Origin of the sequence: Xylophilus sp. ASV27, from assembly GCF_016428875.1 — a bacterium.
In the GTDB taxonomy this organism is placed as follows: Bacteria; Pseudomonadota; Gammaproteobacteria; order Burkholderiales; family Burkholderiaceae_C; genus Xylophilus.
This window is the reverse complement of record NZ_JAELTO010000023.1, coordinates 22047-46616: the sequence shown is the minus strand read 5'-3', so window position 1 is coordinate 46616 and position 24570 is coordinate 22047. Positions and strand designations below refer to the sequence as shown.

Here is a 24570-nt window from a genome sequence, read left to right as displayed (position 1 = left end):
AGATGTGTATAAGAGACAGGCCGCGACCCGCGCGCCTGGGCGCTGCTGCCCAAGGCGCTGGCGCGTGGCGACGCCAGCGTCTTTGCCGACTGGCCCGCGGCCGAGGCCATCGCGGCGCTGCAAAAGCTCTGCCATGACCTGCTGGCGCTGCAGGCGGGGGCGCAGCCGCGCTATTTCGCGCCGCAGGACCTGCCCAGGCCACCGCCGCTGCGCGCGCTGGCGCGCTGGTCCAAGGCGCTGATGCAGGCCGCGCGCACGGCCGAGCACCCGTTCAACCCCGGGCTCATGCAGGAAGCGCTGGTGAGCGGCGCGCAAAACGTCCTACACTCGCGCCACGCACCATGAGCAGCAGCCCCGTCACCCCCCGGCCCAGCGTCGTACAGCTCGCCATCAAGGAGAAGTCGGCGCTGTATGCGGCCTACATCCCGATCTTCACCGAGGGCGGCATATTCATCCCGACCACGCGGGACTACCGGCTGGGCGAGGATGTGTACGTGTTGCTGACCCTGCCCGACAGCCCCACGCGCTATCCCGTGGCCGGCCGCGTGGCCTGGGTCACGCCGGCGCGCGCTTCGGGCAACCGCACCCAGGGCGTGGGCATCCAGTTCCCCGCGGACGAGAATTCCCGTGCGCTCAAGCGCAAGATCGAAGAGATCCTGGGCAGCCATCTCCAATCGGACCGTTCGACGCAGACCATCTGAGCCGCGCCAGCGTCCCCGGCCGGCGGCGGTATTTGCTATATTTTTAATAGCTAAAAGCCTAGATTTTACCTGGGCTTAAGCCGTTTTTCTTCCGAATTCCTGATGTTCACCGATTCGCACTGCCACCTCGCCATGCCGGAGTTCCTGGACCAGTTGCCTGGCATCCGGCAGGCCATGGCGGCAGCGCAGGTCGACCGCGCGCTGTGCATCTGCACCACGCTGGAGGAGTTCGGGCAGGTCCATGCCCTGGCCACGGCCTATGACAACTTCTGGGCCACCGTCGGCGTGCACCCGGACAACGAAGGCGTGCAGGAGCCCAGCGTCGACGACCTGGTGCGCCGCGCCGCGCTGCCGCGCGTGATCGCCATCGGCGAGACAGGGCTCGACTACTACGGCATGGAGGAGCGCAAGGGCGGCCGCAGCATCGCCGACCTGGAATGGCAGCGCGAGCGCTTCCGCACCCACATCCGCGCGGCGCGGCAGAGCGCCCGGCCGCTGGTCATCCACACGCGCAGCGCCTCGGCCGACACGCTGGCCATCCTGCGGGAGGAGGGGGAGGACGGCGGGGCCGGGGCCGCAGGCGGAGTGTTCCACTGCTTCACCGAGACCGCGGAGGTGGCGCGCTCGGCGCTGGAGCTGGGCTTCTACATCTCCTTCTCGGGCATCGTCACCTTCAAGAATGCCCAGCACCTGCGCGACGTTGCGGCCTTCGTGCCGCTGGAGAGCATGCTGATCGAGACCGACAGCCCCTACCTCGCGCCCGTGCCCTACCGCGGCAAGCAGAACAACCCGTCCTACGTGCCCTTCGTCGCGCGGCAGATCGCGGAGCTGCGAGGCCTGGCGCTGGAAGAGGTCGCGCGGGCCACCAGCGCCAACTTCGACCGCCTGTTCCTGCGCGCGGAACCTTCCGCCGCGGCGTCGTTCCATCTTCCATCATGAAATTCCCCAACCCCCGCATCTCCCGCCACGGCCTGCTGTCGCTCGCGCTGGCCGCTGCCGTCACCGCCACCTTGTCGGGCTGTGCCCACGCGGGGGCCTATGACGATTTCTTCACCGCCCTGAAGCGCGACGACCCGTCGGCCATCGCCAGCCTGATCAACCGGGGGTTCGATCCGAACGCGGTCGATGCCAGGGGCGACGGCGGCCTGATCATCGCCCTGCGCGAACCCTCGCCCAAGGCGCTGGCCGTGCTGCTGCAGTCGCGCAAGACCAACGTCGAGCTGCGCAACCGCGCGGATGAAAGCCCGCTGATGATCGCCGCCATCAAGGGCGACCTCGAAACCGTCAAGGCACTGATCGCGCGCGACGCAGACGTCAACAAACCGGGCTGGGCGCCGCTGCACTACGCCGTCAGCGCCGCGCAGCCGCACCAGATCGAGATCGTCAAGCTGCTGCTGGAGAACTACGCCTTCATCGACGCGCAGTCGCCCAACGGCACCACCCCGCTCATGATGGCCGCGGGCTACGGCAGCGAGGAGGCGGCCAGGCTGCTGCTGGACGAAGGCGCCGATACCGCCATGCGCAACCAGCAGGGCATGACCGCGGCCGACTTCGCGCGCAAGGCGCAGCGCTCGCAACTGGCCGCCCAGATCGAGGCCGCGGCCCGTTCGCGCAAATCGCGCGGCAGTTGGTAGAAAACGGCGGCATGGGCAATGCCTTGCGCATGCCCTGTCCGGGCTTCGACTCGGCGGTGATCCGCCGCAAGCGGTCTATTCGATCGCAATCTGCGCCATCAGCGCCGCCATGCGCGGGTCTTCGCCAATGGCGGGCTGCACCGTGATGGTGAGGTTCGGATGGCGTGCGCGCAGATCCTGCACCAGCAGCGGCAGGTCTTCGCGCGCGTGGCGGCCGGTGCCCAGGAACATGGGCACGACGGTGACCTGGCCCAAGCCCAGCGCCGCAAGGCCGGCCACCGCCTCCGGCAGGTCGGGCGCGCACAGCTCCAGATAGGCGCAGCGCGCTGGCAGCCCCATGGCTTCGATGCGCTCGCGCACGGCCTCCACCGGCGCGCGCCACAGCGGGTCGCGCGAGCCGTGGGCGAACAGGACGATGCCCCGCTTCATCGGCGCAGCACCAGCCAGCTGAAGGCCGCCAGCGACAGCACGCTGTAGATCATGCCCGGCGCCGCGGCCGTGAGCCAGGGCAGCCAGTTCTGCAGGTTGCCGATGTAGCCGAACACGTTGTTCAGCAGGAAGAAGCTCACACCGGCCATCACGCCGCCGAACACATAGGTGGCGATGCCGCCCGAGCGGAAATGCAGGTAGGCGAACGGCAGGGCCAGCACCACCATCACCAGGCAGGAGATGGGGTAGAACACCTTGCGCCAGAACTGGATCTCGTAGCGCTGCGCCGCCTGGCCGTTGGCGTCCAGGTGGCGGATGTATTCGAACAGGTCCAGCGTGCTCATGCTGTCGGGCTTGAGCAGCGCGGCCGCGACCATCTCTGCCGTGATCTGGGTCGGCCAGATGCGGGTGGCCTCGCTGCTGCGCTCGATGCGCGGCTGGCCGTCCTGGGTGTGGAACTCGCTGCGCTGCACGTCCTGCAGGGTCCAGGCGGCGTCGGGGCCGAACTGCGCGCTCCTGGCCTCGGTATGGGCCGACAGGAAGCCGCGGCGATCGAATTCGAAGATGCGGATGCCCTGCAAGGTGCCGTCCGGCCGCAGGGCGCGCACGTTGGCGGCATAGGCGATGTCGTCCTGCCGCTCGCGCAGCCAGGCGCCGGTCTGCCCCACGGTGATCTGGCCCTTGTAGCGCGCCTTGATCAACTGCGCCGCGCGATCCGCGGCGGGTGCCGCATAGTCGCCCGCCGCGAAGGTCAGCAGCACGAACACCAGCCCCAGCGACAGCAGGGTGCCGAGCGCGCGCCAGGGGCCGAGCCCGCTGGTGCGCAGGATGGTGAATTCGGAGCTCTGCGCCAGCCGCGCCATGACGAAGATGGTGCCGATCAGCACCGTGATCGGCAGCAGTTCGTACAGGTGGCCGGGCATGGACAGCGCGACGAAGGCCAGCGCCTGCGGCAACTGGTATTCGCTGTTGGCGCGGCCGATGTAGCGCAGTTCGTCGACGAAGTCGAAGAAGAAGAACAGCGCCAGGAAGCCCAGCGTGACAAAGGCCACGGCCTTGAGCACCTCGGCATAGAGAAAGCGGCGGATGGTCTTCACGCGGATGTCCGTGCGCGGGGGCGCAGCAGGCTGCGCCAGGACCACTGCATGTGGCGCTTGGCCAGCAGCAGCAGGCTGCCGGCCATCACGCCGCCGTGCAGGAACACGAGCAGCTCGGCGAACGCCACGCGCCCGCCCAGCATCCAGCTCTGGCCCAGGTTGAGAAGGTTGTAGTACAGCACGAAGGCGAACAGCGCGAACACCAGGTTGCCGCTGCGGCCCGCGCGCGGATTGACGCTGGAGATCGCCAGCGCCAGCACGACGAAGTTGATGCCGGCAAAGACCATTCCCAGGCGCCAGGCCAGCTCGGCCTGGTACTCCCGCGTGGGCGAGCGCAGCAGTTCGAGGGTGGAACGCAGCTTGGCGGGCACCTCATCCTGGACACTCGCCGCCGCACCGCCGATCAGGTTGCCGTACTCTCGGAACTCGCTGATCTTCAGGCCCGGATCGTCCGGCCTGCTTTCCATGCGCTGCCCATCGGTGAGCACCACGAAGCGCTGGCCCTTGATGGTCTCCAGCCGGCCGCTGCGCGCGGAAGTGACCATGTCCTGGCCATGTTCGCTGGAGGTGATGAAGACGTTGCTCGCGGTCTGGCTGTCGGGCGAGGCCTTGTCGATGAAGAACACGCGGTTGCCGCCGGCCGATTCCTGGAACTGGCCGGGCGCCACCCGGTCGATGTCGCCGCGCTGCTCGTAGCGGTCCTTCATGTCCTGGATCTGGGTGTTGGCCCAGGGCCAGACGCCCAGCGCCAGCACCGCGATCAGCGCCAGCACCGGCCACGAGAAGCGCAGCAGCGGCCGCAGCAGGCTGGCCAGCCCGCGTCCGGCCGACAGCCAGATGACCATCTCGCTGTCGCGGTACATGCGCGAGAGCGTGCCGACGATCGAGACGAACAGGCTGAGCGCGAGGATGGTGGAGAGCTGGCTGAGCACGGTATAGCCCATGACCAGCAGCACCTCGGACGGGTTGACGCTGCCGCGCGCGGCCTGGCCGAGCACGCGGATCAGCATGATCGTCATCACCACGGTCGCCAGCACCACCAGGGTGGCGCCGAAGCTGCGGCCCAGCTCCTTGCGGATGGAGGAATGGAATAACATCGGTTCGAAGGAAAACGCGAATTATGGACTTCCAACTCAAGACCCTGGACGCTGCGGGCGCCTGCACCGAAAAGACCGATGCGCTCGTCGTGCTGACGGCGGAAGCGGCCCGGCCCGGCGCGGACGCGCTCGGCCGCTGCATCGCGCAGGCGCGCAAGTCCGGCGACTTCGACGGCAAGGCTGGCAAGCTGCTGGCGCTCTACCGGCCGGCGGACGTGGCCGCGCCGCGCGTGCTGCTGGCCGGCATCGGCGACGGCAGCGCGCGTGCCGTGCGCCAGGCCGTGGCCGCGGCCGTGGGCGCGCTCAGGTCGGCCCCGGTGCGCCGCCTCTGCCTGCTGCTGCCCACCGCCGACGGGCCCGGCGTGCAGGCCGCGGTACTGGCGGCGGCCGAGGCCAGCTACGTCTACACCACCACCAAGTCCAAGCCCGAGCCGCGCAGGCTCGAACGCGTGACGCTGGGCGTGCCCGATGCGGCGTCGGCCGCGGCGGCGCGCGCGGATTTCGCCTGCGCCACGGCCACGGTCGCAGGCGTCGAATTCGCCAAGGAATGGGGCAACCGGCCGGCCAACCACGCCACGCCGGCCTTGCTGGCGCAGGCCGCCAGGTCGCTCGCATCGTCCAAGGCCTCGCGCATCCAGTGCCAGGTGCTCGGGCCGCGCGAGGTCGCCAAGCTCGGCATGGGCTCCTTCATGGCGGTAGCCCAGGGGTCGGAGCAGGAGCTGCGCTTCATCGTGCTGCAGTACAGCGGCGCGGCCCGCTCCGAGGCGCCGGTGGTGCTGGTGGGCAAGGGCATCACCTTCGACACCGGCGGCATCTCGATCAAGCCGGCCGCCGAGATGGACGAGATGAAGTTCGACATGTGCGGCGCCGCCAGCGTGCTGGGCACCTTCCGCGCCCTGGCCGAACTGCAGCCCGCGGTCAACGTCGTCGGCCTGATCCCGGCCTGCGAGAACATGCCCGACGGCCGCGCACTCAAGCCCGGCGACGTGGTCACCAGCATGAGCGGGCAGACCATCGAGGTGCTCAACACCGACGCCGAAGGGCGCTTGGTGCTGTGCGACGCCCTGACTTATGCCGAACGCTTCAAGCCGCGCGCGGTGGTGGACATCGCCACGCTCACCGGCGCCTGCGTGATCGCCCTGGGCCATGTGCACAGCGGCCTTTTCTCCAGCGACGACGCCCTGGCCGAGGCGCTGCTCGCCGCAGGCCGGGCGGCGCAGGACCCGTGCTGGCGCATGCCGCTGGACGACGAGTACGCCGAAGGCCTGAAGACCCATTTCGCCGACGTGGCCAACGTCGCCGGCCGGGCCGGCGGCGCAGTGACCGCGGCCAAGTTCCTGCAGCGTTTCACGGCCAGATTCCCCTGGGCGCACCTGGACATCGCCGGCAGCGCCTGGAAAAGCGGCGCCGCCAAGGGATCCACCGGACGGCCGGTCGGTTTATTGCTGAATTACCTTGCAGCCCAGGCTGTGCCTGGGTCTGTGGCTATAAAAAATATAGCAAAAAGTCCGGCGAAGAAGCCGCGCGGGGCCTGAGTGCGGGGCCGCGCCGAGGGAGCCCCGCGTTGACCGAGGTCGCCTTCCATTTCAATGCGCCGGACAAACTGGCCTATGCCTGCCGCCTGCTGCGCAAGGCGCTTGCGGGCGACGCCAAGGTGGTGGTGACGGCGGCCGCAGGGACGCTCGATGCCCTGGACCGGGCGCTCTGGACCTTCTCCCCGGTCGACTTCCTGCCCCATTGCCGCGCGGCCGACGCGGCGCCCCTGCTGGCCGCCTCGCCCATCGTCCTGGCCGAAGGCGGCCAGCCGGTGCCGCACCACCAGGTGCTGCTGAACCTGGGCGAAGAGGTGCCGCCCGAGTTCGGCCGCTTCGAGCGGCTGATCGAGGTGGTGGGCCGCGACGACGAAGACGATCGGCAGCGCGCCCGGCGGCGCTGGAAGCACTATGCCGAGCGCGCCTACGCCATCACGCGGCACGACTTGGCGCTGAAGTCCTGATGAGCACACCGCCCGTGGCCCCCCGTTTCGTTCCCACCCTGACCGAAGTGGTCGAGTGGCAGCCTGAAGAAGCCGCCGCCCCGGCACCGCAGCAGCCCGCCGCACCTGGCGCGCCCGGCAGTGGGGCTTCCGCGGCCGACGCCGCGGCGGTCCTGGCGCTGCAGGAGCACATCGTCTCCAGCGTGCTCGGCCGGGTGGAGCACAGCCTGCCGGGGCGGCTGTCGGAGGCGATTGCGCAGGTGGTGATGGAGCAGACGCGCTTCATGCTCCCGCGCCTGCGCGAGGAAATCGCCGAGGCCGTGCGCCACAGCGTGGCCGACGCCCTGCGCGAGGAACTGGGCTCTGGCCCTTCCTCCAGCGCCGGCTGAAGCACCCCGCGACAATTCTCTGGTTCAGGCGCGGAAATTGCGATACCTTCCGGGTTCGGTCTGTCCTCGGGATCGATATTTTCAACCGGAGATTCTTATGTACCTGAAGTTGAAGTTGACCGTGCTCGCCGCAGTGGCCGCCTCGGCCGCCGCCGCATCCGCCCAAGACGTACAGGTGATCCGGCTGGGCCACGTCGGCCCGGTGTCGGGCCCGCAGGCCCACTATGGCAAGGACAACGAGAACGGCGCCCGCATGGCGATCGAAGATCTCAACACCCAGAACATCGTCATCAACGGCAAGAAGATCAAGTGGGAACTGCAGGCCGAGGACGACGCCGCCGACCCCAAGCAGGGCACGGCCGCCGCGCAGAAGCTGTGCGACGCCAAGGTGGCAGGGGTGGTCGGCCACCTCAACTCGGGCACCACCATTCCCGCGGCCAAGGTCTACAACGACTGCGGCATTCCCCACATCACCGGCTCGGCCACCAACCCGCAGCTCATGAAGCCGGGCTACAAGACCACCTTCCGCATCATCGCCAATGACAACGCGCTGGGCGCGGGCCTGGCGCTCTACGCGGTGGACACGCTCAAGCTCAAGAAGATCGCCGTCATCGACGACCGCACCGCCTACGGCCAGGGCGTGGCCGACGTGTTCAAGAAGTCCGCTGCGGCCGAGGGCGCGACCATCGTCTCCGAACAGTTCACCACCGACAAGGCCACCGACTTCATGGCCATCCTGACCGCCATCAAGGCCAAGGCGCCGGACGGCATCTTCTTCGGCGGCATGGACCCGCAGGGCGGCCCGATGCTGCGCCAGATGGAGCAGTTGGGCATGGGCAACGTGCGGTACTTCGGCGGCGACGGCATCTGCACGTCGGAACTCGCCCGCCTTGCCGGCGGAGCCAAGATTCTGAGTAACGTGGTCTGTGCCGAAGGCGGGTCCTCGCTGGCGAAGATGCCGGGCGGCGTGGCCTGGAAGGCGCGCTACGACGCCAAGTACCCGGGCCAGTTCCAGATATACAGCCCCTACACCTATGACGCGACCATGCTCTTCGCCGACGCGATGAAGCGCGCCAATTCCTGGGACCCGAAGGTCTACCTCCCGGCGCTGCTCAATTCCGACTACAAGGGCGTGACGGCCAACATCGCCTTCCAACCCAATGGCGACATGAAGAACCCGGCCATCACGCTCTACACCTACAAGGACGGCAAGCGGGTTCCGCTGTAGAACGGATCCGTACTTTGCCCCAGGCCGCCGCGAGGCGGCCTTTCTTTATCCACGCAGCGCTGGGGTTTGCGATTTCCCATGCGAACCAGCAACCCGCCGGACCGGCAATCCCTGCTCCGGATTCCGAGCCTTGAGCCGCAAGCCGTTCTTCTCTTCCTCGCTCGCGACAAAGACGCGCGACACGAAAACCCCTGATTCTCCAGAGGCGGCCGAGCTGTGGGGCATCTCAGGAATCGCGCGATGGAGGGCCTGACTCTGATCGACCCAATTGCATCAGGGCGCTGGACCGAAATGCCAGCAGGCTGACACAACCCGCTGCCACACCGACAAGCACGAACAGCCAGCGAACGCCGATCCATTCGCCAATCGGGATGGTCAGCACGATCCCGACGGGGCCGGCAAACGCCATGACGCTCGTGAGCAGCGAGAGGGCGCGGCCCTGCTGGTGCAGCGGAATGGTCGATTGGAGCAGCGCCAAACGGGCCGCGTCCCCGATCACGTAGACGCCGTTGCCGATCGCCCACCAGATGACCGCCGCCCAGAAGAAGCCGGCCGGCATCAGCGCGGTGAGCGCCAGGGCGAACGAAGAAACGACGGAGGCCCAGAGCACCCAAAGGATCTGGCGCCTCGGCGCGATCATGGTCACGATCAGGCCACTTGCAACAATCGCGACGCCTGCGGCCGCTTCCATCGTCGCCACCTTGGCGGGGCCGCCGAGGAATTGCTCCTTCACCAGCAACAGGATGAGGGTTGCGCACGGCATCATGACCAAGGTCAGCATGCCCAGCAGGATGTAGAGATGGCGCAGGCCGTGGTGCCCCCAGACCAGTCTCAGCCCATCGCGGAACTCCAATCGAAAACTGCTTCGCTCGCCCTCGGGGACGCGGGGCTGGGGAATGCGGAAGATCAGGAGCGGGATGATGCCGAGCACGGCCGTCACCACATCGATGCTCAGGGCCAGACCGATCGGAAGAAAGCCGATCGCGAGAGCGCCGAGCGGGGCCGCCCCCACGATCGTCAGGCTCGCGAACGTCCGGTCCAGGCCGGCGGCGCGCGGCAGGAAGTGCTTGGGCACGAGCATGGCCGTGCTGGCGGCGGCCGCCGGCTGCTGGAAGCCCTGCATCGCGCTGCGGATCGCCATCATGACGTAGGCGTGCCAAAGCTGAATGCCGTCGCTCAAGAACAGCCCCATCAGAACCAGCATGCACACTGCGCTGGTCGCGTCGGCCGCGATCATCAGCGCGCGTCGACTGTAGCGGTCGGCCAGGACGCCGCCAAGCGGGCCGACAAGAGCCTGCGGGAGAAGAGCGGCCATGCCAGCCGTCGCCAGCGCCGAGACGCTGCCGACCGTATCGGTGATCCACCAGAGCAGCACGAACTGGGTCAGCGCCGATCCGACGAGCGAGGAAACCTGACCTCCGAAGACGCACCAGAAGCGCAGTTTCCAGTCCGCCCCCGGGGTGTCGCCGAGGTCGTCCGCTTGCGCAGCGCGCGGGTCCATATTTTCCTTGTTGGAGTCCTGCGGGCCCGGCATTGGCGAAGTCGTCGGCCATCTTGCGTGCGGCCGCATGCAGCGAGAGTTCCTGCTCCAACGCCATGTCCGCCATCACCGATCCGGAGCCGTTAGGACCGCAAAACAAAAAAGCCCGCTTTCGCGGGCTTCATTGCTTGCTGAACCTGCCGCCGTATGTGGGCAGTTTGTGGGCAGATGGTTCTTGGAATACCGCAACCCACTGACTTTGTTCAATATCTGGCGGAGCAGGCGGGATTCGAACCCGCGGTGGGCTATTAACCCACACACGCTTTCCAGGCGTGCGACTTAAACCACTCATCCACCGCTCCGAAGCCCACGATTATAGCATTCGGATTCCGGGCTTTCGGGCAGCAGACTCCCATGATCAGGATGTGCGCGCCGCGCCGGTGCTGACCATCTTCATGGCCGAGGCGATGAGCGCCGAGACCTCGGTCATGTTGCTGGGCACGATCAGCGTGGTGGTGGCGTCGGCCGCGACCTTGCCGTAGGCCTCGACCGCGCGCTCGGCCACCTTGAGCTGCACCGCCTGCTCGCCGCCGGGCTGGCGGATGGCCGCGGCCACGCGCTCGATGGCGGCGGCGGTGGCGTCTGCCACCGTGATGAGCGCTGCGGCCTCACCCTGCGCCTTGTTGATGGCGGCCTGCTTCTCGCCCTCGGAGCGGGCGATGAAGGCTTCGCGCTCGCCGGTGGCTATGTTGATCTGCTCCTGGCGGCGGCCTTCGGAGGCCGCGATCAGCGCGCGCTTGCCGCGCTCGGCGGTGATCTGCGCCTGCATGGCGAGCAGGATTTCCTTCGGCGGGGTCAGGTCCTTGATTTCGTAGCGCAGCACCTTCACGCCCCAGTTCAGCGCGGCCTCGTCGATGGCCGCCACCACCTGGGCGTTGATGACGTCGCGCTCCTCGAAGGTCTTGTCCAGTTCGAGCTTGCCGATCACGCTGCGCAGCGAGGTCTGCGCCAGTTGGGTGACCGCCATGATGTAGTTCGACGAGCCGTAGCTGGCGCGCATCGGGTCGGTGACCTGGAAGTACAGGATGCCGTCGACCTGCAGTTGCGTGTTGTCCCGCGTGATGCAGACCTGGCTGGGCACGTCGAGCGGGATCTCTTTCAGGCTGTGCTTGTAGGCCACCTTGTCGATGAAGGGGACCAGGAAGTTGGCTCCAGGCGTCATGGTGCTGTGGTACTTGCCCAGGCGCTCGCGCACCCAGGCGTTCTGCTGCGGCACGAACTTGACCGACTGGCTCACGAAGATGATGGCGATGACCAGCAGGACGATGGTGACTTCCATGGATGATTCCTCTCTTTTGCAGGGCTCCGGCGGAGCCCGGAACTTCAGATCTTCTCGATCACCAGGCGGTTGCCGACCACCTCGACGATGCGGTGCGCGCCGGTGCCCCCGGGCGCGCTGCCGGGCCGGGGCATGGCCGTCCAGCGTGCGCCGCGGTAGTGGACGAAGGCGGTGCCGTCGGGCTCCCATTGGGCGATCTGCACCGTTTCGCCCACGTCCAGGTTGACGTTGGGGTTGGCGCCGGGCCTGGGGCCGGTCGGCTGGCGGCGCTTGATGGCGCGCCAGATGAGCACCGCGCCCGCGCCCACCACGGCCGCGACCACCATCTGCAGCGGCAGGCTCAGGCCCAGATGGGCCGCCAGGGCCGCAAAGCAGAAGCCCAGCCCGATCAGCAGCAGGTAGACGGTGCCGGTGAGCAGTTCCGCGATGACGGCCGCGCCGGCCATGAGCCACCAGTAGGTCGAGAGTGCCACGCCGAGTCCTCCTCTGTGTCTGTCGTATGAATGAGCGGATGCCCTTCGGGTTCACTGCGCATTCTCGGCGCAAAGGCGGGAGGGGCCTCGCCAATTCCTTACACTTCGCGGCGTTTTCGACATTAGCCTCTTTTTACCCGCTGCCCTTTTCCTGATCGGAGCCCTGCATGAAATTCCGTTTTCCCATCGTGATCATCGACGAGGATTTCCGATCGGAAAATACGTCTGGCCTGGGCATTCGCGCCCTGGCCCAGGCCATCGAGACCGAAGGCTTTGAAGTGCTCGGCGCCACCAGCTATGGCGACCTGTCGCAGTTCGCCCAGCAGCAGAGCCGCGCCAGCGCCTTCATCCTGTCGATCGACGACGAGGAATTCACCGCCGGCCCCGACCTCGATCCGGCGGTGCTGAACCTGCGCACCTTCATCGAGGAGGTGCGCCGCAAGAACCTCGACGTGCCGATCTACATCTATGGCGAGACCAAGACCTCGCGCCATATTCCCAACGACATCCTGCGCGAACTGCACGGCTTCATCCACATGTTCGAGGACACGCCGGAGTTCGTGGCGCGCCACATCATCCGCGAGGCCAAGAGCTATCTCGAAGGCGTGCAGCCGCCGTTCTTCAAGGCGCTGCTCGACTATGCGGAAGACGGCTCCTACTCCTGGCACTGCCCCGGACACTCGGGCGGCGTGGCCTTCCTCAAGAGCCCGGTGGGGCAGATGTTCCACCAGTTCTTCGGGGAGAACATGCTGCGTGCCGACGTCTGCAATGCGGTCGAGGAACTCGGCCAGTTGCTCGACCACACCGGCCCGGTGGCCGAGAGCGAGCGCAATGCCGCGCGCATCTTCAACGCCGACCACTGCTTCTTCGTGACCAACGGCACCAGCACCTCCAACAAGATGGTGTGGCACCACACGGTGGCGCCCGGCGACGTGGTGGTGGTGGACCGCAACTGCCACAAGTCCAACCTGCACGCGATCATCATGACCGGGGCCATCCCGGTGTTTCTGAAGCCCACGCGCAACCATTTCGGCATCATCGGCCCGATCCCGCGCTCGGAGTTCGACGTGGACGCGATCAAGGCCAAGATCCGCGCCAACCCGCTGCTGCAGGGCGTGGATGCCGACAAGGTCAAGCCACGCATCCTCACGCTGACCCAGTCCACCTACGACGGCGTGGTCTACAACACAGAGACCATCAAGAACGCGCTGGACGGCTATGTCGACACCCTGCATTTCGACGAGGCCTGGCTGCCGCACGCGGCCTTCCACCCGTTCTACGGGCCCTACCATGCCATGGGCAAGAAGCGCGCGCGGCCCCAGGAGTCGCTGGTGTTCTCGACCCAGTCGACGCACAAGCTGCTGGCCGGCATCAGCCAGGCCAGCCACGTGCTGGTGCAGGATTCGGTCAACCGCAAGCTCGACCGCCACCTGTTCAACGAGGCCTACCTGATGCACACCAGCACCAGCCCGCAGTACGCGATCATCGCCAGCTGCGACGTGGCCGCCGCCATGATGGAGCCGCCGGGCGGCACCGCGCTGGTGGAGGAGAGCATCCTGGAGGCGTTGGACTTCCGCCGCGCCATGCGCCAGGTCGAGGCCGAGTTCGGCGAGAACGACTGGTGGTTCAAGGTCTGGGGCCCCGAGAAGCTCGCGGACGAAGGCATCGGCCGCGCCGACGACTGGATCATCAAGGGCGAGGAGCGCGACGCCAAGTGGCACGGCTTCGGCACGCTGGCCGACGGCTTCAACATGCTCGACCCGATCAAGGCGACCATCGTCACGCCGGGCCTGGACATGGACGGCAAGTTCGCCGGCAGCGGCATTCCGGCCAGCATCGTCACCAAGTTCCTGGCCGAGCACGGCGTGATCGTCGAGAAGACCGGCCTGTACAGCTTCTTCATCATGTTCACCATCGGCATCACCAAGGGCCGCTGGAACACGCTGCTGACCGCGCTGCAGCAGTTCAAGGACGACTACGAGAAGAACCAGCCCATGTGGCGCATCCTTCCGGAGTTCTGCCAGCAGCACAAGCGCTACGAGCGCATGGGCCTGCGCGACCTGTGCCAGCACGTGCATCAGATGTACGCCGAGTACGACATCGCCCGCCTGACCACCGAGATGTACCTGAGCGACCTGACCCCGGCCATGAAGCCGAGCGACGCCTACGCCCACATCGCCCACCGCAAGACCGAGCGGGTGGAGATCGACGAACTGGAAGGGCGCATCACCACCAGCCTGGTCACGCCCTATCCGCCGGGCATTCCGCTGCTGATCCCGGGCGAAGTCTTCAACCGCAAGATCGTCGACTACCTGAAGTTCTCGCGCGAGTTCAACGCCAAATGCCCGGGCTTCGAGACCGACATCCACGGCCTGGTCGAGATCGAGGGCGAAGACGGCAAGGTGCGCTACTACGCCGACTGCGTGGCCCACGTCAGCTCGCCCGGCGCCTCGCTGCCGCTGGCCACGGAAGACAACCTGGTGCAGGTCGGCTCCGACGGCCCCTTTGCGCGCACCATCTGATTCAGAGCCAGTTTTTCTGATTGTGCATGCCGGGTAAAGCACGCTTTGCCCGGTGTAACTCTCTGTCCTGGCTGGGGCTGCGATGTGGCGCAACGCCCTTTGCGCCGTTAAGGTAGTCGCCGCGCAGCGCCGGCGCCATGTCCCGGCGTAGGGAATGTGCAGCGGCGGCGCATGCGCGATGTGCATCGTGGATGCAGAAGACGGGAGGGAAATTGCAATGATCGAAAGACGCAAGCTCGGTTCGGCCTGGGCGGCCGTGCTGTTTCTGGCGTGCTTTGCGGCGCTCGTCACGATCCGGCTGCAGCTGGTGACTTCGCAGACGGGCCTGCACACGGGGTGCGACCGGCGCTGCTTTGCGCCGGTCATTTTTTCCAACGACGCCACGGTGCTGGGCTGCTTGGTGCTGCTGCTGGCGGCCTGCTGTCTCCGGCTGCGGTACACCCGTCCACTGCTGGTGGGCGCGGGCCTTGTGCTGCTGCTGGCCTACGTGCTGGACCTGTTCGTTTTCATGCTGCTGAACCACCGGCTCGATATCGGCGACGTCTTCAAGTACGCAGGAGACGTCTCGCTGGACAGCCATCTGGTGCTGCCGGTGCTTGATTCGGGGCTGGGCATTTCTTCGGTGCTCGCGGGGCTGGGCTGTGCCGTGGGTTTCGTCGTGCTCGCAACCCAGGAGCGGCGGCGTATCGCGGCCGCCCTGGTGCTGGCGGTGTTGTCGGCCGGCATGTACGGCGCAAAGTTCGTCCCGAGGGACATCGGCCACGTGTCCAAGACCAGCTTCGACGACATCATCAGCCACAACCTGCCGGACGGCGAGGACGCGCCCTACACGCCTGCCTTCGAGAAAAGGCTGGCCCAACTCCCCGAACTGGCCCAGCAGTGCGAGCCCGGCGCGGCGGCGCCCTCGTCGGTCATCCTGCTGGTGGTGGAATCCCTGTCCCTGTTCCAGAGCAGATACCTGTCGGGCATCAAGGATTGGACGCCCGAGATCGACAGGCTCGCCACCCGGTACAGCTACCTGGACCAGTTCTACGCCAACGGCTTCACCACGGATGGCGGCCTGGTGTCCCTGCTGACCGGGCATGTTCCGCTGCCAAACCTGGATCGCTACAAGAGCATGCAGGCCTACATCGGCTTCGATCATCCCCAGCAGAATGCCTTGCAACAGCTGCAGCAGCACGGCTTCGATACCTTCTATTTCCGCTCGGCCGACCTTGGCTTCATCGGCACTGGCGACTGGCTCAGGCACTTGGGCTTTTCCCACGTCGAGGGGCCCGAGAACGCTTTCTACCAGGGCATGCGCCGGGGCTCTTTCAACGACCCGGGCGATCACGCGCTGTACCAGCGCTTTCTGCACTGGTATGACACCGAGCAGCATCCGCATCCCTTCTTCTCGGTGGTGCAGACCACCACCATGCATCCGCCCTTCGTGATACCCGAGAGCGGCGTGCGGGACGAGGAACAGTCCGTGCGCTATGCCGACCACGCCATCGGCGAGTTCGTGGCCGGGCTGGAGCAGCGCGGCTTCTTCAAGCACGGCATTCTGTTCATCACCGGAGACCATCGCAGCATGACCGTGCGCCGCCCGGGCGAGTGGGAGAAGCTCGGCAAGGATGCGATCGCGCGCGTCCCGGCCCTGGTGATCGGCAATGCCCGTCTGGCGCCGGGCAAGGTGCCGGGGCGTTGGCAGCAGACCGACTTCCTGCCCTCGCTGCTCGAAGCCGCCGGCTTGCCATCCTGCACCACGGCCTTCGAGGGCCGCTTCCTGGGCCACCAGGTGCCGGCCCAGTACGTGATGCACGCCGAGGGCGTGGAGCGCGACCACGTGCTGGTGCGCGTGAAGGACGACCCGCGCACATACGAGGTGCAACTCGACGGCGACAAGACCGCCTGGGTCAACGCGCCCAGGGGCCCGGCCGGGCAGATCGTGCTTGACGAAGTCAACCGCGAGCGTGCGTTCCGCCCGAGAGCCCAGGCCGACCTGACCTTGACGCTGCTGCGCATGCACGGCCTGACCCACCGCGCCCTCAATTGAAGGCGGCGCTCAAGGGCCCCGTCAAGGGCCCAGATCAGGCCGTTCCCGCAGAAAGGTGGCAAAGCGCGGCAGCCCGCTGTCGTGCGTGCCGCGCAGGCGGTAGCTGATCCAGGTGCCGACGGCGGGCGGATGGCGCCGCTGGGCGTCGCTCAGGCCCGAACCGATCCGAAAGCGCCGGCCGTCCGGCGTCTCCACCAGCAGCGCGCCCAGCATGCCGGCGTACTTGCCCTGGCCGGGCAGGTGGCCCACCACGCGCGCATCGGCGTCTTCATGGAGCTTGAGCTTGAGCAGGTCGTCGTTGCGCTCGGCCTTGTAGAGCGAACCGCCACGGTGCAGCATCAGACCCTCGCCGCCGGCGTGCACGGTGCTCTGCAACAGCTTCATCAGCGCTTCGTGGCTGGCCACGCGGCTCTGCGCCACGGGCCGGGCGTAGGGCGAATCGAGCTTGGAGAGCAGGCCGTTGAGCACCGCCAGGCGTTCGTTGAACGGGCCGCCGTGGCCGGGCAGGTCGAACACCATGAAGCGCAAGCCGCGCCAGGCCTGCTCGTTGGGCACCTGCTGGCGCACGGTCGATGCGGCCTTTGCGAACTGGCCGCGGCCGGCCCAGAGTTCGCCGTCCAGCGGCACTGCCGGCCAGTCCTTGGTGAACCAGGCTGGCGCATGCACTTTCTCGCCGCCGCGCGTCCAGAGCGCGCGGCCATCCCAGTAGCCGCGCACGCCATCCATCTTCTCGCTGACCCAGTAGTCGGCCAGCGGCAGGCCGGGGCGGTACACGTTGGCCAGCATCAGCGCGGGCGGCACGCCGGCCAGCAGCGGGGTGGCGGCGCTGGCCAGCAGTGCGGCCAGCAGACTTCTTCGGTCCAAGGTTTGCTATTTAAAATATAGCTAGAAGCCCAGGTATCACCTAGGCTACAGCCACTTTTCTCTTGAAAATCAGTCGGCGGAGGGGTCTGCGACACCGCCGGCCACGTGGCTGAAGCCGCCATCGACGTAGACGATCTCGGCGCTGACGCCGCCGGCCATGTCCGACAGCAGGAAGGCGGCGACGTTGCCCACGTCTTCGATGGTCACGTTGCGGCGGATCGGCGCCACCCGGGTCACGGCCGACAGCAGCTTGCCGAAGTCCTTGATGCCGCTGGCCGCCAGGGTCTTGATCGGGCCGGCGCTGATGCCGTTGACGCGCATGCCCCTGGGGCCGAGCGACTCGGCCAGGTAGCGCACCGAGGCTTCGAGCGAGGCCTTGGCCAGGCCCATGGTGTTGTAGTTGGGCAGCGCGCGCATGGCGCCGAGGTAGGTCAGGGTCAGCAGCGCCGACTTGTCGTTGAGGTAGGGCAGGGCGGCCTTGGCCATGGCCGGAAAGCTGTAGGCGCTGATGTCGTGCGCGATCCTGAAGCCCTCGCGCGACAGGCCGTCGAGGAAGTCGCCGCCGATCGCCTCGCGCGGCGCATAGCCGATGCTGTGCACGAAGCCGTCGAACCGGGGCCAGCTCTGCGCCAGGTCGGCGAACAGCTTGTCGATCTGGGCGTCATCGCCGACGTCGCAGTCGAACACCAGCTTGGAGTCGAATTCGGCCGCGAACTCGGTGATGCGGTCCTTGAAGCGTTCGCCGACATAGCTGAAGGCCAGCTCGGCACCCTGCGCATGGCAGGCCCTGGCGATGCCGTAGGCAATCGAACGGTTGGACAGCACACCCGTGATCAGCAGCTTCTTGCCGGCAAGAAAACCCATATGTCTAACTCCGAAATAACGCTTGAAAAATCCAGCAGAATTGTCGCATGCGGGTTTTGCTAATGTCCCTGCTCCTGTGGAGCGCGTCACTGCCGTCGTGGGCCGCCCATGGCTATGCGCCCTGGGGCGACCTGAAGTACCCGCCGGGCTTCGCCCATTTCGACTATGTGAACGTCGACGCCCCCAAGGGCGGCGAGTTGCGGCTGGTGAGCAATCTGCGCGTCTCCATCTTCGACAAGTACAACCCGTTCACCATCAAGGGCAGCGCGCCGGCCTATCTGGCGGAGCTGATGTTCGACTCGCTGCTCACCGGTTCGCTGGACGAGACCGGCTCGGGCTATGGCCTGCTGGCCGAGGACGTGGAGGTGGCGCCCGACGGTCTCTCGGCCACCTTCCGCATCCGGCCGCAGGCGCGCTTCCACAACGGCGACCCGGTGCTCGCGGCCGACGTCCGGCACAGCTTCGAGACCCTGATCGGGCCCTTCACCTCGCCGGGCTACAAGACCCTGCTGGAGGACGTGGCGGGCTGCGATGTGCTGGATGCGCGCACGGTGCGCTTCCGTTTCCGCAAGCCCAACCGTGAGCTGCCCCTGACCGTCGGCGGGCTGCCGGTCTTCAGCCGGCAATGGGGCGTGGAAAACGGCAAGGCCAAGCCCTTCGACCAGGTGGTGACGGACACGCCCATCGGCAGCGGTCCCTACCGCATCGGCCCGGTGCGCTTCGGCAAGGACATCACCTATGTGCGCGACAAGGACTACTGGGCGCGCGACCTCAACGTCAAGCGCGGCGCCGACAACTTCGACCGCATCACGATCAAGATCTACGCCGACAACACCGCGCGGCTGGAGGCGCTGAAGGCCGGCGAGTTCGACATCATGCGTTTCTACTCGGCCGGCGACTGGGCGCGCCGGCTGACCGGCCGCAAGTTCGATTCGGGCGAACTGGTCAAGGGTGAATTCCGCCACCTGCTGCCGACCGGCTTCCAGAGCTATGTGCTCAACACGCGGCGCCCCCTGCTGGCCGACCCGCGCGTGCGGCAGGCGCTGGGCCTGGCGTTCGACTACGAGTGGATGAACCGGCAGATGTTCTACGGCGCCTACCAGCGCGTGAACGGGCTGTTCGGCAACACCGAGTGCGCCGCCAAGGGCCTGCCCGCGCCGGAGGAACTGGCGCTGCTCGAACCCTGGAAGGCCCAGTTGCCGGCCGCGACCTTCGGCCCGATGGCCCAGCCGCCGCGCACCGATGGCGACAGCTCCCTGCGCGGCAACCTGCGCCAGGCCCAGGCGCTGCTCCAGCAGGCAGGCTGGACGGTGCAGGGCGGGCAGTTGCGCAATGCCAAGGGCCAGCCCATGGTGCTCGAATACCTGGGCGCCGGCGAGGGCGGCGGGCGCACCGAGTCGGCCTGGGCGCGCAACCTGGAGAAGCTGGGCATCACGCTCAACTACCGCGGCGTGGACTTCGCGCTCTACCAGCAGCGGCTGCAGAAGTTCGACTTCGACATCACCACCATCAACTTCCCCGGCACCCACAGTCCGGGCCAGGAATACGCGGACATCTTCGGCAGCAAAGCGGCCAGGACGGAGGATTCGGGCAACTACATGGGAGTCTCCAGCCCGGCGGTGGACGCGCTGATCACCCGCATGGTCGGGGCCCGGACCAAGGCCGAGCTGCTGCCCGCCTGCCGTGCGCTGGAGCGCGTGATCGCCCACGGCCACTACCTGATCCCGCAATGGTCGGCCCCGACCCATCGCATGGTCTACAACGCCTGGCGGCTGGCCATGCCCGCCGCCGGCATGCCGCCCTACACCAGCACGCCCGAGCTGTGGGTGATCGAAACCTGGTGGGCCGCCAAGCCTCCCGCCAAGCCCTAGGACACATTCCATGCTGGCCTACATCCTCAAACGCCTGCTGCTCATGGTGCCCACGCTGTTCGGCGTGATCCTGATCACCTTCTGCGTGATCCAGTTCGTGCCGGGCGGGCCGGTGGAGCAGTACCTGGCCGAGGCCAAGGCCGGTGTGCGCGGCGGCAGCGGGGCCGAGGGCGGCGGCCTCGGCTACCGCGGCGCCCAGGGCGTGGACCCCAAGCGCATCGAGCAGATCAAGGCGCTGTACGGCTTCGACAAGCCCGCGCACGAGCGCTTCATCCAGATGCTGGGCCAGTTCGCGCGCTTCGACCTGGGCCGCAGCTTCTTCCAGAACAAGGATGTGTGGCAACTGATCCGCGAGAAGCTGCCGGTCTCCATCAGCCTGGGCCTGTGGACCTTCTTCATCAGCTACCTGGTGGCGGTGCCGCTGGGCGTGGCCAAGGCGGTGCGGGCCGGCTCGCGCTTCGACTTCATCACCACCCTGATCGTGCTGGTGGGCTATGCCATTCCGGGTTTCGTGCTCGGCGTGGCGCTGCTGGTGATCTTTGGCGGCCAGCTGCAGTGGTTCCCGCTGCGCGGCCTGACCTCGGCCAACTGGGACGAACTGAGCCTGGGCGCGAAGATCACCGACTACCTCTGGCACATCGCGCTGCCGGTCACGGCCATGGTCGCCGGCAGCTTTGCCGTGACGGCCATGCTCACCAAGAACGCCTTCCTGGAAGAGATCCGCAAGCAGTACGTGCTGACCGCCCGCGCCAAGGGCCTGTCCGAGCGCCAGGTGCTCTGGAAGCACGTGTTGCGCAATGCGCTGATCCCGATCATCACCGGCTTTCCGGCCGCCTTCATCGGCGCCTTCTTCACCGGCTCGCTGCTGATCGAGACCCTGTTCTCGCTCGACGGCCTGGGCCTGCTGAGCTATGACAGCGTGATCCGGCGCGACTATCCCGTGGTGCTGGGCACGCTCTACCTGTTCACGCTGATCGGCCTGGTGACCAAGCTGATTTCCGATCTCTCCTATGTCTGGGTGGACCCGCGTGTCAAGTTCGACTGACGTTCCCGGCGCCTCGGGGCCCGGCCCGCAGCGCAGCGGCCTGCCGACGGACGCCGCCGTGTCGGTCTCGCCGGGCCGGCGTGCCTGGCAGCGCTTTCGCCGCAACCGGCTGGGCTACTGGAGCCTGCTCGTGTTCTGCGTGCTGGTGGTGCTGAGCCTGGGCGCCGAGCTGCTGTCCAACGACCGGCCGCTGCTCGTGCGCTACGAGGGCAAGACCTATTTCCCGATCGTGCGCGACTACCCCGAGACGGTGTTCGGCGGCGACTTCCAGACGCCGACCGACTACCTCGACCCCTTCATCCGCGAGCGCCTGGCACAGCCGGGCAACTGGGCGCTGTACCCGCCCAACCCCTACGGCGCCAGGACGATCAACTACTTCGCCAAGTCGCCCAACCCGGCGGCGCCGACGCGCGACAACTGGCTGGGCACGGACGACCGCGGGCGCGACCTGCTGGCGCAGCTGATCTACGGCTTTCGCGTGAGCGTGCTGTTCGCGCTGGCGCTCACCGCCGTCGGCGTGGTGCTGGGCGTGGTCACCGGCGCCGTGCAGGGCTACTTCGGCGGCAGGACCGATCTGGCGTTCCAGCGCTTCATCGAGATCTGGAGTTCGATGCCCGAGCTGTACCTGCTGATCATCTTCAGCGCCATCTTCGCGCCCAGCGTCGCGCTGCTGCTGGTGCTGCTGAGCCTGTTCGGCTGGATGGGCCTGTCGGACTACGTGCGGGCCGAATTCCTGCGCAACCGGCAGCTCGACTACGTCAAGGCCGCGCGTGCGCTCGGCGTGGGCCATCTGGACATCATCCGCCGCCACATCCTGCCCAACAGCATGACGCCGGTGGTGACCTTCCTGCCGTTCCGCATGAGCGCCGCGATCCTGGCGCTGACCTCCCTCGACTTCCTGGGCCTGGGCGTGCCGCCGGGCACGCCCTCGCTCGGGGAACTGCTCAGCCAGGGCAAGGGCAGTATCGACGCCTGGTGGATTTCGCTGTCCACCTTCGCGGTGCTGGTGGTCACGCTGCTGCTGCTGACCTTCATGGGCGACGCCCTGCGCGATGCACTCGATCCCCGAAAGGCCCACACATGAGCGCGGCGCCCGGTTCGCCTCTGCTGGACGTGCGCCAGCTGCGCGTGTCCTTTGGCGGCAAGGAGGTGGTGCACGGCATCGACTTCCATTTGCAGGCCGGTGAAAAGCTGGCGCTGGTGGGCGAATCCGGCTCGGGCAAGACCGTGTCGGCGCTGAGCCTGCTGCGCCTGGTGCCAGAGGCGCAGTACGGCGGATCGGCCCGGTTCGCCGGCCTCGAAGAGGTGGCCGACAAGACGCCGCGCGATCTGCTGGCCCTGCCCGAGCGCCAGTTGCGCGGCGTGCGCGGGCGCGAGATCGCCATGATCTTCCAGGAGCCGATGACGGCGCTGAACCCGCTGCTCACCGTCGGCGAGCAGATTGCCGAGGTTTTGCAGCTGAAAAAGGGTCTGGCCCAGGAAGAATCCAGGCTTCTAGCTATTGAATTAATAGCAAAGACCGGCATTCCCGAGCCCGAGCGGCGGGCCCGCAGCTATCCGCACCAGCTCTCTGGCGGCCAGCGCCAGCGCGCCATGATCGCCATGGCGCTGGCCTGCCGGCCGCGCCTGCTGCTGGCCGACGAGCCGACCACGGCGCTGGACGTCACGCTGCGCGGGCAGATCCTCGACCTGCTGTCGCAACTGCAGCGCGACAACGGCATGGCGGTGCTGCTGATCACCCATGACCTGCATCTGGTGCGGCGCTTCGCCGACCGGGTCGCGGTGATGGAAAACGGGCACATCGTCGAGCACGGCCCGGTGGCGGACGTCTTCGCCGCGCCGCAGCACCCCTACACCCGCCGCCTGCTCGACAGCGTGCCCACGCGCGACGTGATCGACACCCCCGCGCCGCCCGGCGCGCCGGCGCTGCTGGAGGCGCGCGGCCTGCAGGTGAGCTACCCCGTGCCGCGCCCCGGCCTGCGCGGCTGGTTCGGGCGCGACCGGTTCATCGCCGTGCGTGGCGCCGACCTGCGCCTGCAGCCCGGGCGGACCCTGGGCGTGGTGGGCGAGTCCGGCTCGGGCAAGTCGACCCTGGCGCTGGCCGCCCTGGGCCTGCTGCCCAGCAGCGGCCTGCTGGAGGTGGCGGGCGGCCGCTGGGGCCAGGGCCGGGCGCAGGACCGCGAGCTGCGCCGGCGCGTGCAGGTGGTGTTCCAGGACCCGTTCTCCTCGCTGTCGCCGCGCATGACCGTTGGCGAGATCGTGGGCGAGGGCCTGCGCGTGCACCAGCCGGGCCTGGGCGCCGCCGCGCGTGAAGCCCGCGCAAGGGCCATCCTGGCCGAGGTGGGCCTGACCGAAGCGCAGTTCCCGGGCCTGCTCGAGCGCTACCCGCACGCGTTCTCCGGCGGCCAGCGCCAGCGCATCGCGGTGGCGCGCGCGCTGATCGTCGAGCCCGAACTGCTGGTGCTGGACGAGCCGACCAGCGCGCTCGACGTGACCATCCAGAAGCAGGTGCTGGGCCTGCTGCAGCGCCTGCAGAAGCAGCACGGCCTGGCCTACCTGCTGATCACCCACGACGTGGACGTGGTGCGCGCCATGGCGCATGACGTGATCGCCATGCGCCACGGCGAGATCGTCGAGGCCGGGCCGGTGGCGCAGGTGCTGGACGCGCCCCGGCATCCTTACACGCGGCAACTGGTGGCGGCCGCGGCCTAGCCTGCGCACCAGACTGGGGCAATATGTCCAGGGCGTTTTGCACCGAGGCGGGGCTAAAGTCGCGCGATAACCACATAGAAGACAACCCATGACCCTCCTGCCATCCGCCGTTTTCGCGGCATGCGCCCTGGCGGCGATTCCCGCCCTGGCGCAGCCGCAAGACCGAACCCCGCCCGCGCCAGCGGTGGCCGATGCCTCGATGGCGCCGCGCGTGGCCGCCTGCACCGCCTGCCACGGCGCCGAGGGGCGCGCCACCAACCATGGCTACTTTCCGCGCATCGCCGGCAAGCCCGAGGGCTATCTGTTCAACCAGTTGGTCAACTTTCGCGACGGGCGCCGGCACTACGCGCCCATGGCGCACCTTCTGCGCAACCTGGACGACGGCTACCTGCGCGAGATGGCCGCCTATTTCGCGCGCCAGCACCTGCCGTACCCGCCGCCGCAGACCGCCGGCGCTCCGGCCGAGGTGCTGGAGCGCGGCCGCCAACTGGTGCACGCTGGCGACGCGGCGCTGGGCATTCCCGCCTGCGTGCAGTGCCACGGCGAGCGCATGACCGGCGTCGCGCCCTTCATCCCGGGGCTGCTGGGCCTGCCGCGCGACTACCTCAATGCGCAGCTCGGCGCCTTCAAGAACGGGCTGCGCAAGGCGCATGCGCCCGACTGCATGGCCCGCACCTCCGCGCGCCTGACGCCCGCGGACGTGAGCGCGGTATCCACCTGGCTGTCGTCCCAGGCGCTGCCGGCCGACACCACGCCGGCGTCCGCGCTGCCCGGACCTTTGCCCACGCCTTGCGGCGGCCTGGGCGGCTAGGAGC

23 protein-coding genes, 1 tRNA gene and 1 pseudogene are annotated in these 24570 nt (G+C 67.8%); 16 read left to right on the top strand and 9 right to left on the bottom strand.

Going from position 1 to position 24570, the window contains the following annotated elements:
* Positions 1–15: 15 nt before the first annotated feature.
* From JHD63_RS23920 to JHD63_RS07310, 4 genes and pseudogenes are all read left to right on the top strand, one after another.
* Positions 16–345, top strand: a pseudogene (locus JHD63_RS23920) (DNA polymerase III subunit delta'); the annotation flags it as partial.
* On the top strand, positions 342–701 hold the full coding sequence (locus JHD63_RS07320) for a PilZ domain-containing protein (protein ID WP_198970091.1): 360 nt from the start codon (positions 342–344) through the stop codon (positions 699–701). The pseudogene JHD63_RS23920 and the gene JHD63_RS07320, both read left to right, overlap by 4 nt.
* A gap of 102 nt (positions 702–803) precedes the next feature.
* A complete protein-coding gene (locus JHD63_RS07315) occupies positions 804–1640 on the top strand; it encodes a TatD family hydrolase (RefSeq protein WP_198970090.1) in 837 nt (278 codons plus the stop codon).
* Positions 1637–2335 carry an ankyrin repeat domain-containing protein gene (locus JHD63_RS07310; protein ID WP_198970089.1) on the top strand — a complete coding sequence of 233 codons (699 nt, stop codon included), beginning with the start codon at positions 1637–1639 and terminating at the stop codon, positions 2333–2335. Before JHD63_RS07315 ends, JHD63_RS07310 begins: the two co-directional genes overlap by 4 nt.
* A gap of 75 nt (positions 2336–2410) precedes the next feature.
* On the opposite strand, the gene JHD63_RS07305 is transcribed toward JHD63_RS07310, so the two are convergent.
* From JHD63_RS07305 to lptF, 3 genes are read right to left on the bottom strand one after another with little or no spacing between them, the layout of a single operon-like run.
* The gene (locus tag JHD63_RS07305; protein WP_198970088.1) at positions 2411–2764 is read right to left on the bottom strand and encodes a sirohydrochlorin chelatase; all 354 of its coding nucleotides are present in this window, start codon (positions 2762–2764) and stop codon (positions 2411–2413) included.
* Positions 2761–3861, bottom strand: coding sequence for an LPS export ABC transporter permease LptG (lptG, locus tag JHD63_RS07300; protein WP_198970087.1), 1101 nt, complete (start codon positions 3859–3861; stop codon positions 2761–2763). Before lptG ends, JHD63_RS07305 begins: the two co-directional genes overlap by 4 nt.
* Positions 3858–4958 carry an LPS export ABC transporter permease LptF gene (gene lptF, locus JHD63_RS07295; protein WP_198970086.1) on the bottom strand — a complete coding sequence of 367 codons (1101 nt, stop codon included), beginning with the start codon at positions 4956–4958 and terminating at the stop codon, positions 3858–3860. The genes lptG and lptF overlap by 4 nt, the downstream gene beginning before the upstream one ends.
* Positions 4959–4981: 23 nt before the next feature.
* On the opposite strand from lptF, the gene JHD63_RS07290 reads away from it, so the two are divergent.
* From JHD63_RS07290 to JHD63_RS07275, 4 genes are all read left to right on the top strand, one after another.
* Positions 4982–6493: a leucyl aminopeptidase gene (locus JHD63_RS07290; RefSeq protein WP_198970085.1), complete on the top strand. Its 1512-nt coding sequence runs from the start codon at positions 4982–4984 to the stop codon at positions 6491–6493.
* A gap of 29 nt (positions 6494–6522) precedes the next feature.
* The gene (locus JHD63_RS07285; RefSeq protein ID WP_198970084.1) at positions 6523–6954 is read left to right on the top strand and encodes a DNA polymerase III subunit chi; all 432 of its coding nucleotides are present in this window, start codon (positions 6523–6525) and stop codon (positions 6952–6954) included.
* Positions 6954–7322, top strand: a complete 369-nt coding sequence (locus JHD63_RS07280; protein WP_198970083.1) for a hypothetical protein — start codon at positions 6954–6956, stop codon at positions 7320–7322. Before JHD63_RS07285 ends, JHD63_RS07280 begins: the two co-directional genes overlap by 1 nt.
* Positions 7323–7419: 97 nt before the next feature.
* Positions 7420–8550 carry a branched-chain amino acid ABC transporter substrate-binding protein gene (locus JHD63_RS07275; protein ID WP_198970082.1) on the top strand — a complete coding sequence of 377 codons (1131 nt, stop codon included), beginning with the start codon at positions 7420–7422 and terminating at the stop codon, positions 8548–8550.
* Between the two features lie 226 nt (positions 8551–8776).
* Here the strand turns inward: JHD63_RS07275 and JHD63_RS07270 are convergent, their stop codons facing one another.
* Positions 8777–10084: an MFS transporter gene (locus JHD63_RS07270; protein ID WP_233167748.1), complete on the bottom strand. Its 1308-nt coding sequence runs from the start codon at positions 10082–10084 to the stop codon at positions 8777–8779.
* Positions 10085–10146: 62 nt separating this feature from the next.
* Here JHD63_RS07270 and JHD63_RS07265 point away from each other — a divergent pair, with 62 nt between their 5' ends.
* On the top strand, positions 10147–10287 hold the full coding sequence (locus JHD63_RS07265) for a hypothetical protein (RefSeq protein WP_198970080.1): 141 nt from the start codon (positions 10147–10149) through the stop codon (positions 10285–10287).
* A gap of 14 nt (positions 10288–10301) precedes the next feature.
* Here the strand turns inward: JHD63_RS07265 and JHD63_RS07260 are convergent.
* The 3 genes from JHD63_RS07260 to JHD63_RS07250 form a co-directional block, all read right to left on the bottom strand.
* Positions 10302–10392 (bottom strand) — tRNA-Ser (locus JHD63_RS07260).
* Positions 10393–10448: 56 nt separating this feature from the next.
* Positions 10449–11369 (bottom strand): SPFH domain-containing protein, encoded by a 921-nt coding sequence (locus JHD63_RS07255; RefSeq protein WP_198970079.1) that lies wholly within the window; start codon positions 11367–11369, stop codon positions 10449–10451.
* A 44-nt stretch (positions 11370–11413) separates the two neighbouring features.
* Entirely contained in the window at positions 11414–11842 is a 429-nt protein-coding gene (locus JHD63_RS07250) for an NfeD family protein (RefSeq protein WP_198970078.1), read from the bottom strand.
* Between the two features lie 167 nt (positions 11843–12009).
* Between JHD63_RS07250 and JHD63_RS07245 the strand changes: the two genes are divergently transcribed.
* Positions 12010–14364: an arginine/lysine/ornithine decarboxylase gene (locus JHD63_RS07245; RefSeq protein WP_198970077.1), complete on the top strand. Its 2355-nt coding sequence runs from the start codon at positions 12010–12012 to the stop codon at positions 14362–14364.
* Between the two features lie 217 nt (positions 14365–14581).
* A complete protein-coding gene (locus JHD63_RS07240; protein WP_198970076.1) occupies positions 14582–16399 on the top strand; it encodes an LTA synthase family protein in 1818 nt (605 codons plus the stop codon).
* Positions 16400–16420: 21 nt separating this feature from the next.
* Here JHD63_RS07240 and JHD63_RS07235 read toward each other — a convergent pair whose 3' ends face one another.
* Both JHD63_RS07235 and fabI read right to left on the bottom strand, forming a co-directional pair.
* Positions 16421–17263, bottom strand: coding sequence for a DNA ligase (locus tag JHD63_RS07235; protein ID WP_198970075.1), 843 nt, complete (start codon positions 17261–17263; stop codon positions 16421–16423).
* Between the two features lie 69 nt (positions 17264–17332).
* The gene (gene fabI, locus JHD63_RS07230) at positions 17333–18127 is read right to left on the bottom strand and encodes an enoyl-ACP reductase FabI (RefSeq protein ID WP_198970074.1); all 795 of its coding nucleotides are present in this window, start codon (positions 18125–18127) and stop codon (positions 17333–17335) included.
* A 47-nt stretch (positions 18128–18174) separates the two neighbouring features.
* On the opposite strand from fabI, the gene JHD63_RS07225 reads away from it, so the two are divergent.
* The 5 genes from JHD63_RS07225 (at position 18175) to JHD63_RS07205 (ending at position 24566) form a co-directional block, all read left to right on the top strand.
* Positions 18175–19998: an extracellular solute-binding protein gene (locus JHD63_RS07225; RefSeq protein ID WP_198970073.1), complete on the top strand. Its 1824-nt coding sequence runs from the start codon at positions 18175–18177 to the stop codon at positions 19996–19998.
* 10 nt (positions 19999–20008) lie between these two features.
* On the top strand, positions 20009–21043 hold the full coding sequence (locus JHD63_RS07220) for a microcin C ABC transporter permease YejB (RefSeq protein WP_198970072.1): 1035 nt from the start codon (positions 20009–20011) through the stop codon (positions 21041–21043).
* Positions 21009–22127, top strand: a complete 1119-nt coding sequence (locus JHD63_RS07215) for an ABC transporter permease (protein WP_198970071.1) — start codon at positions 21009–21011, stop codon at positions 22125–22127. Before JHD63_RS07220 ends, JHD63_RS07215 begins: the two co-directional genes overlap by 35 nt.
* Positions 22124–23755, top strand: a complete 1632-nt coding sequence (locus JHD63_RS07210; protein WP_198970070.1) for an ABC transporter ATP-binding protein — start codon at positions 22124–22126, stop codon at positions 23753–23755. The genes JHD63_RS07215 and JHD63_RS07210 overlap by 4 nt, the downstream gene beginning before the upstream one ends.
* A gap of 88 nt (positions 23756–23843) precedes the next feature.
* Positions 23844–24566, top strand: coding sequence for a c-type cytochrome (locus tag JHD63_RS07205; protein ID WP_198970069.1), 723 nt, complete (start codon positions 23844–23846; stop codon positions 24564–24566).
* Positions 24567–24570: the final 4 nt, after the last annotated feature.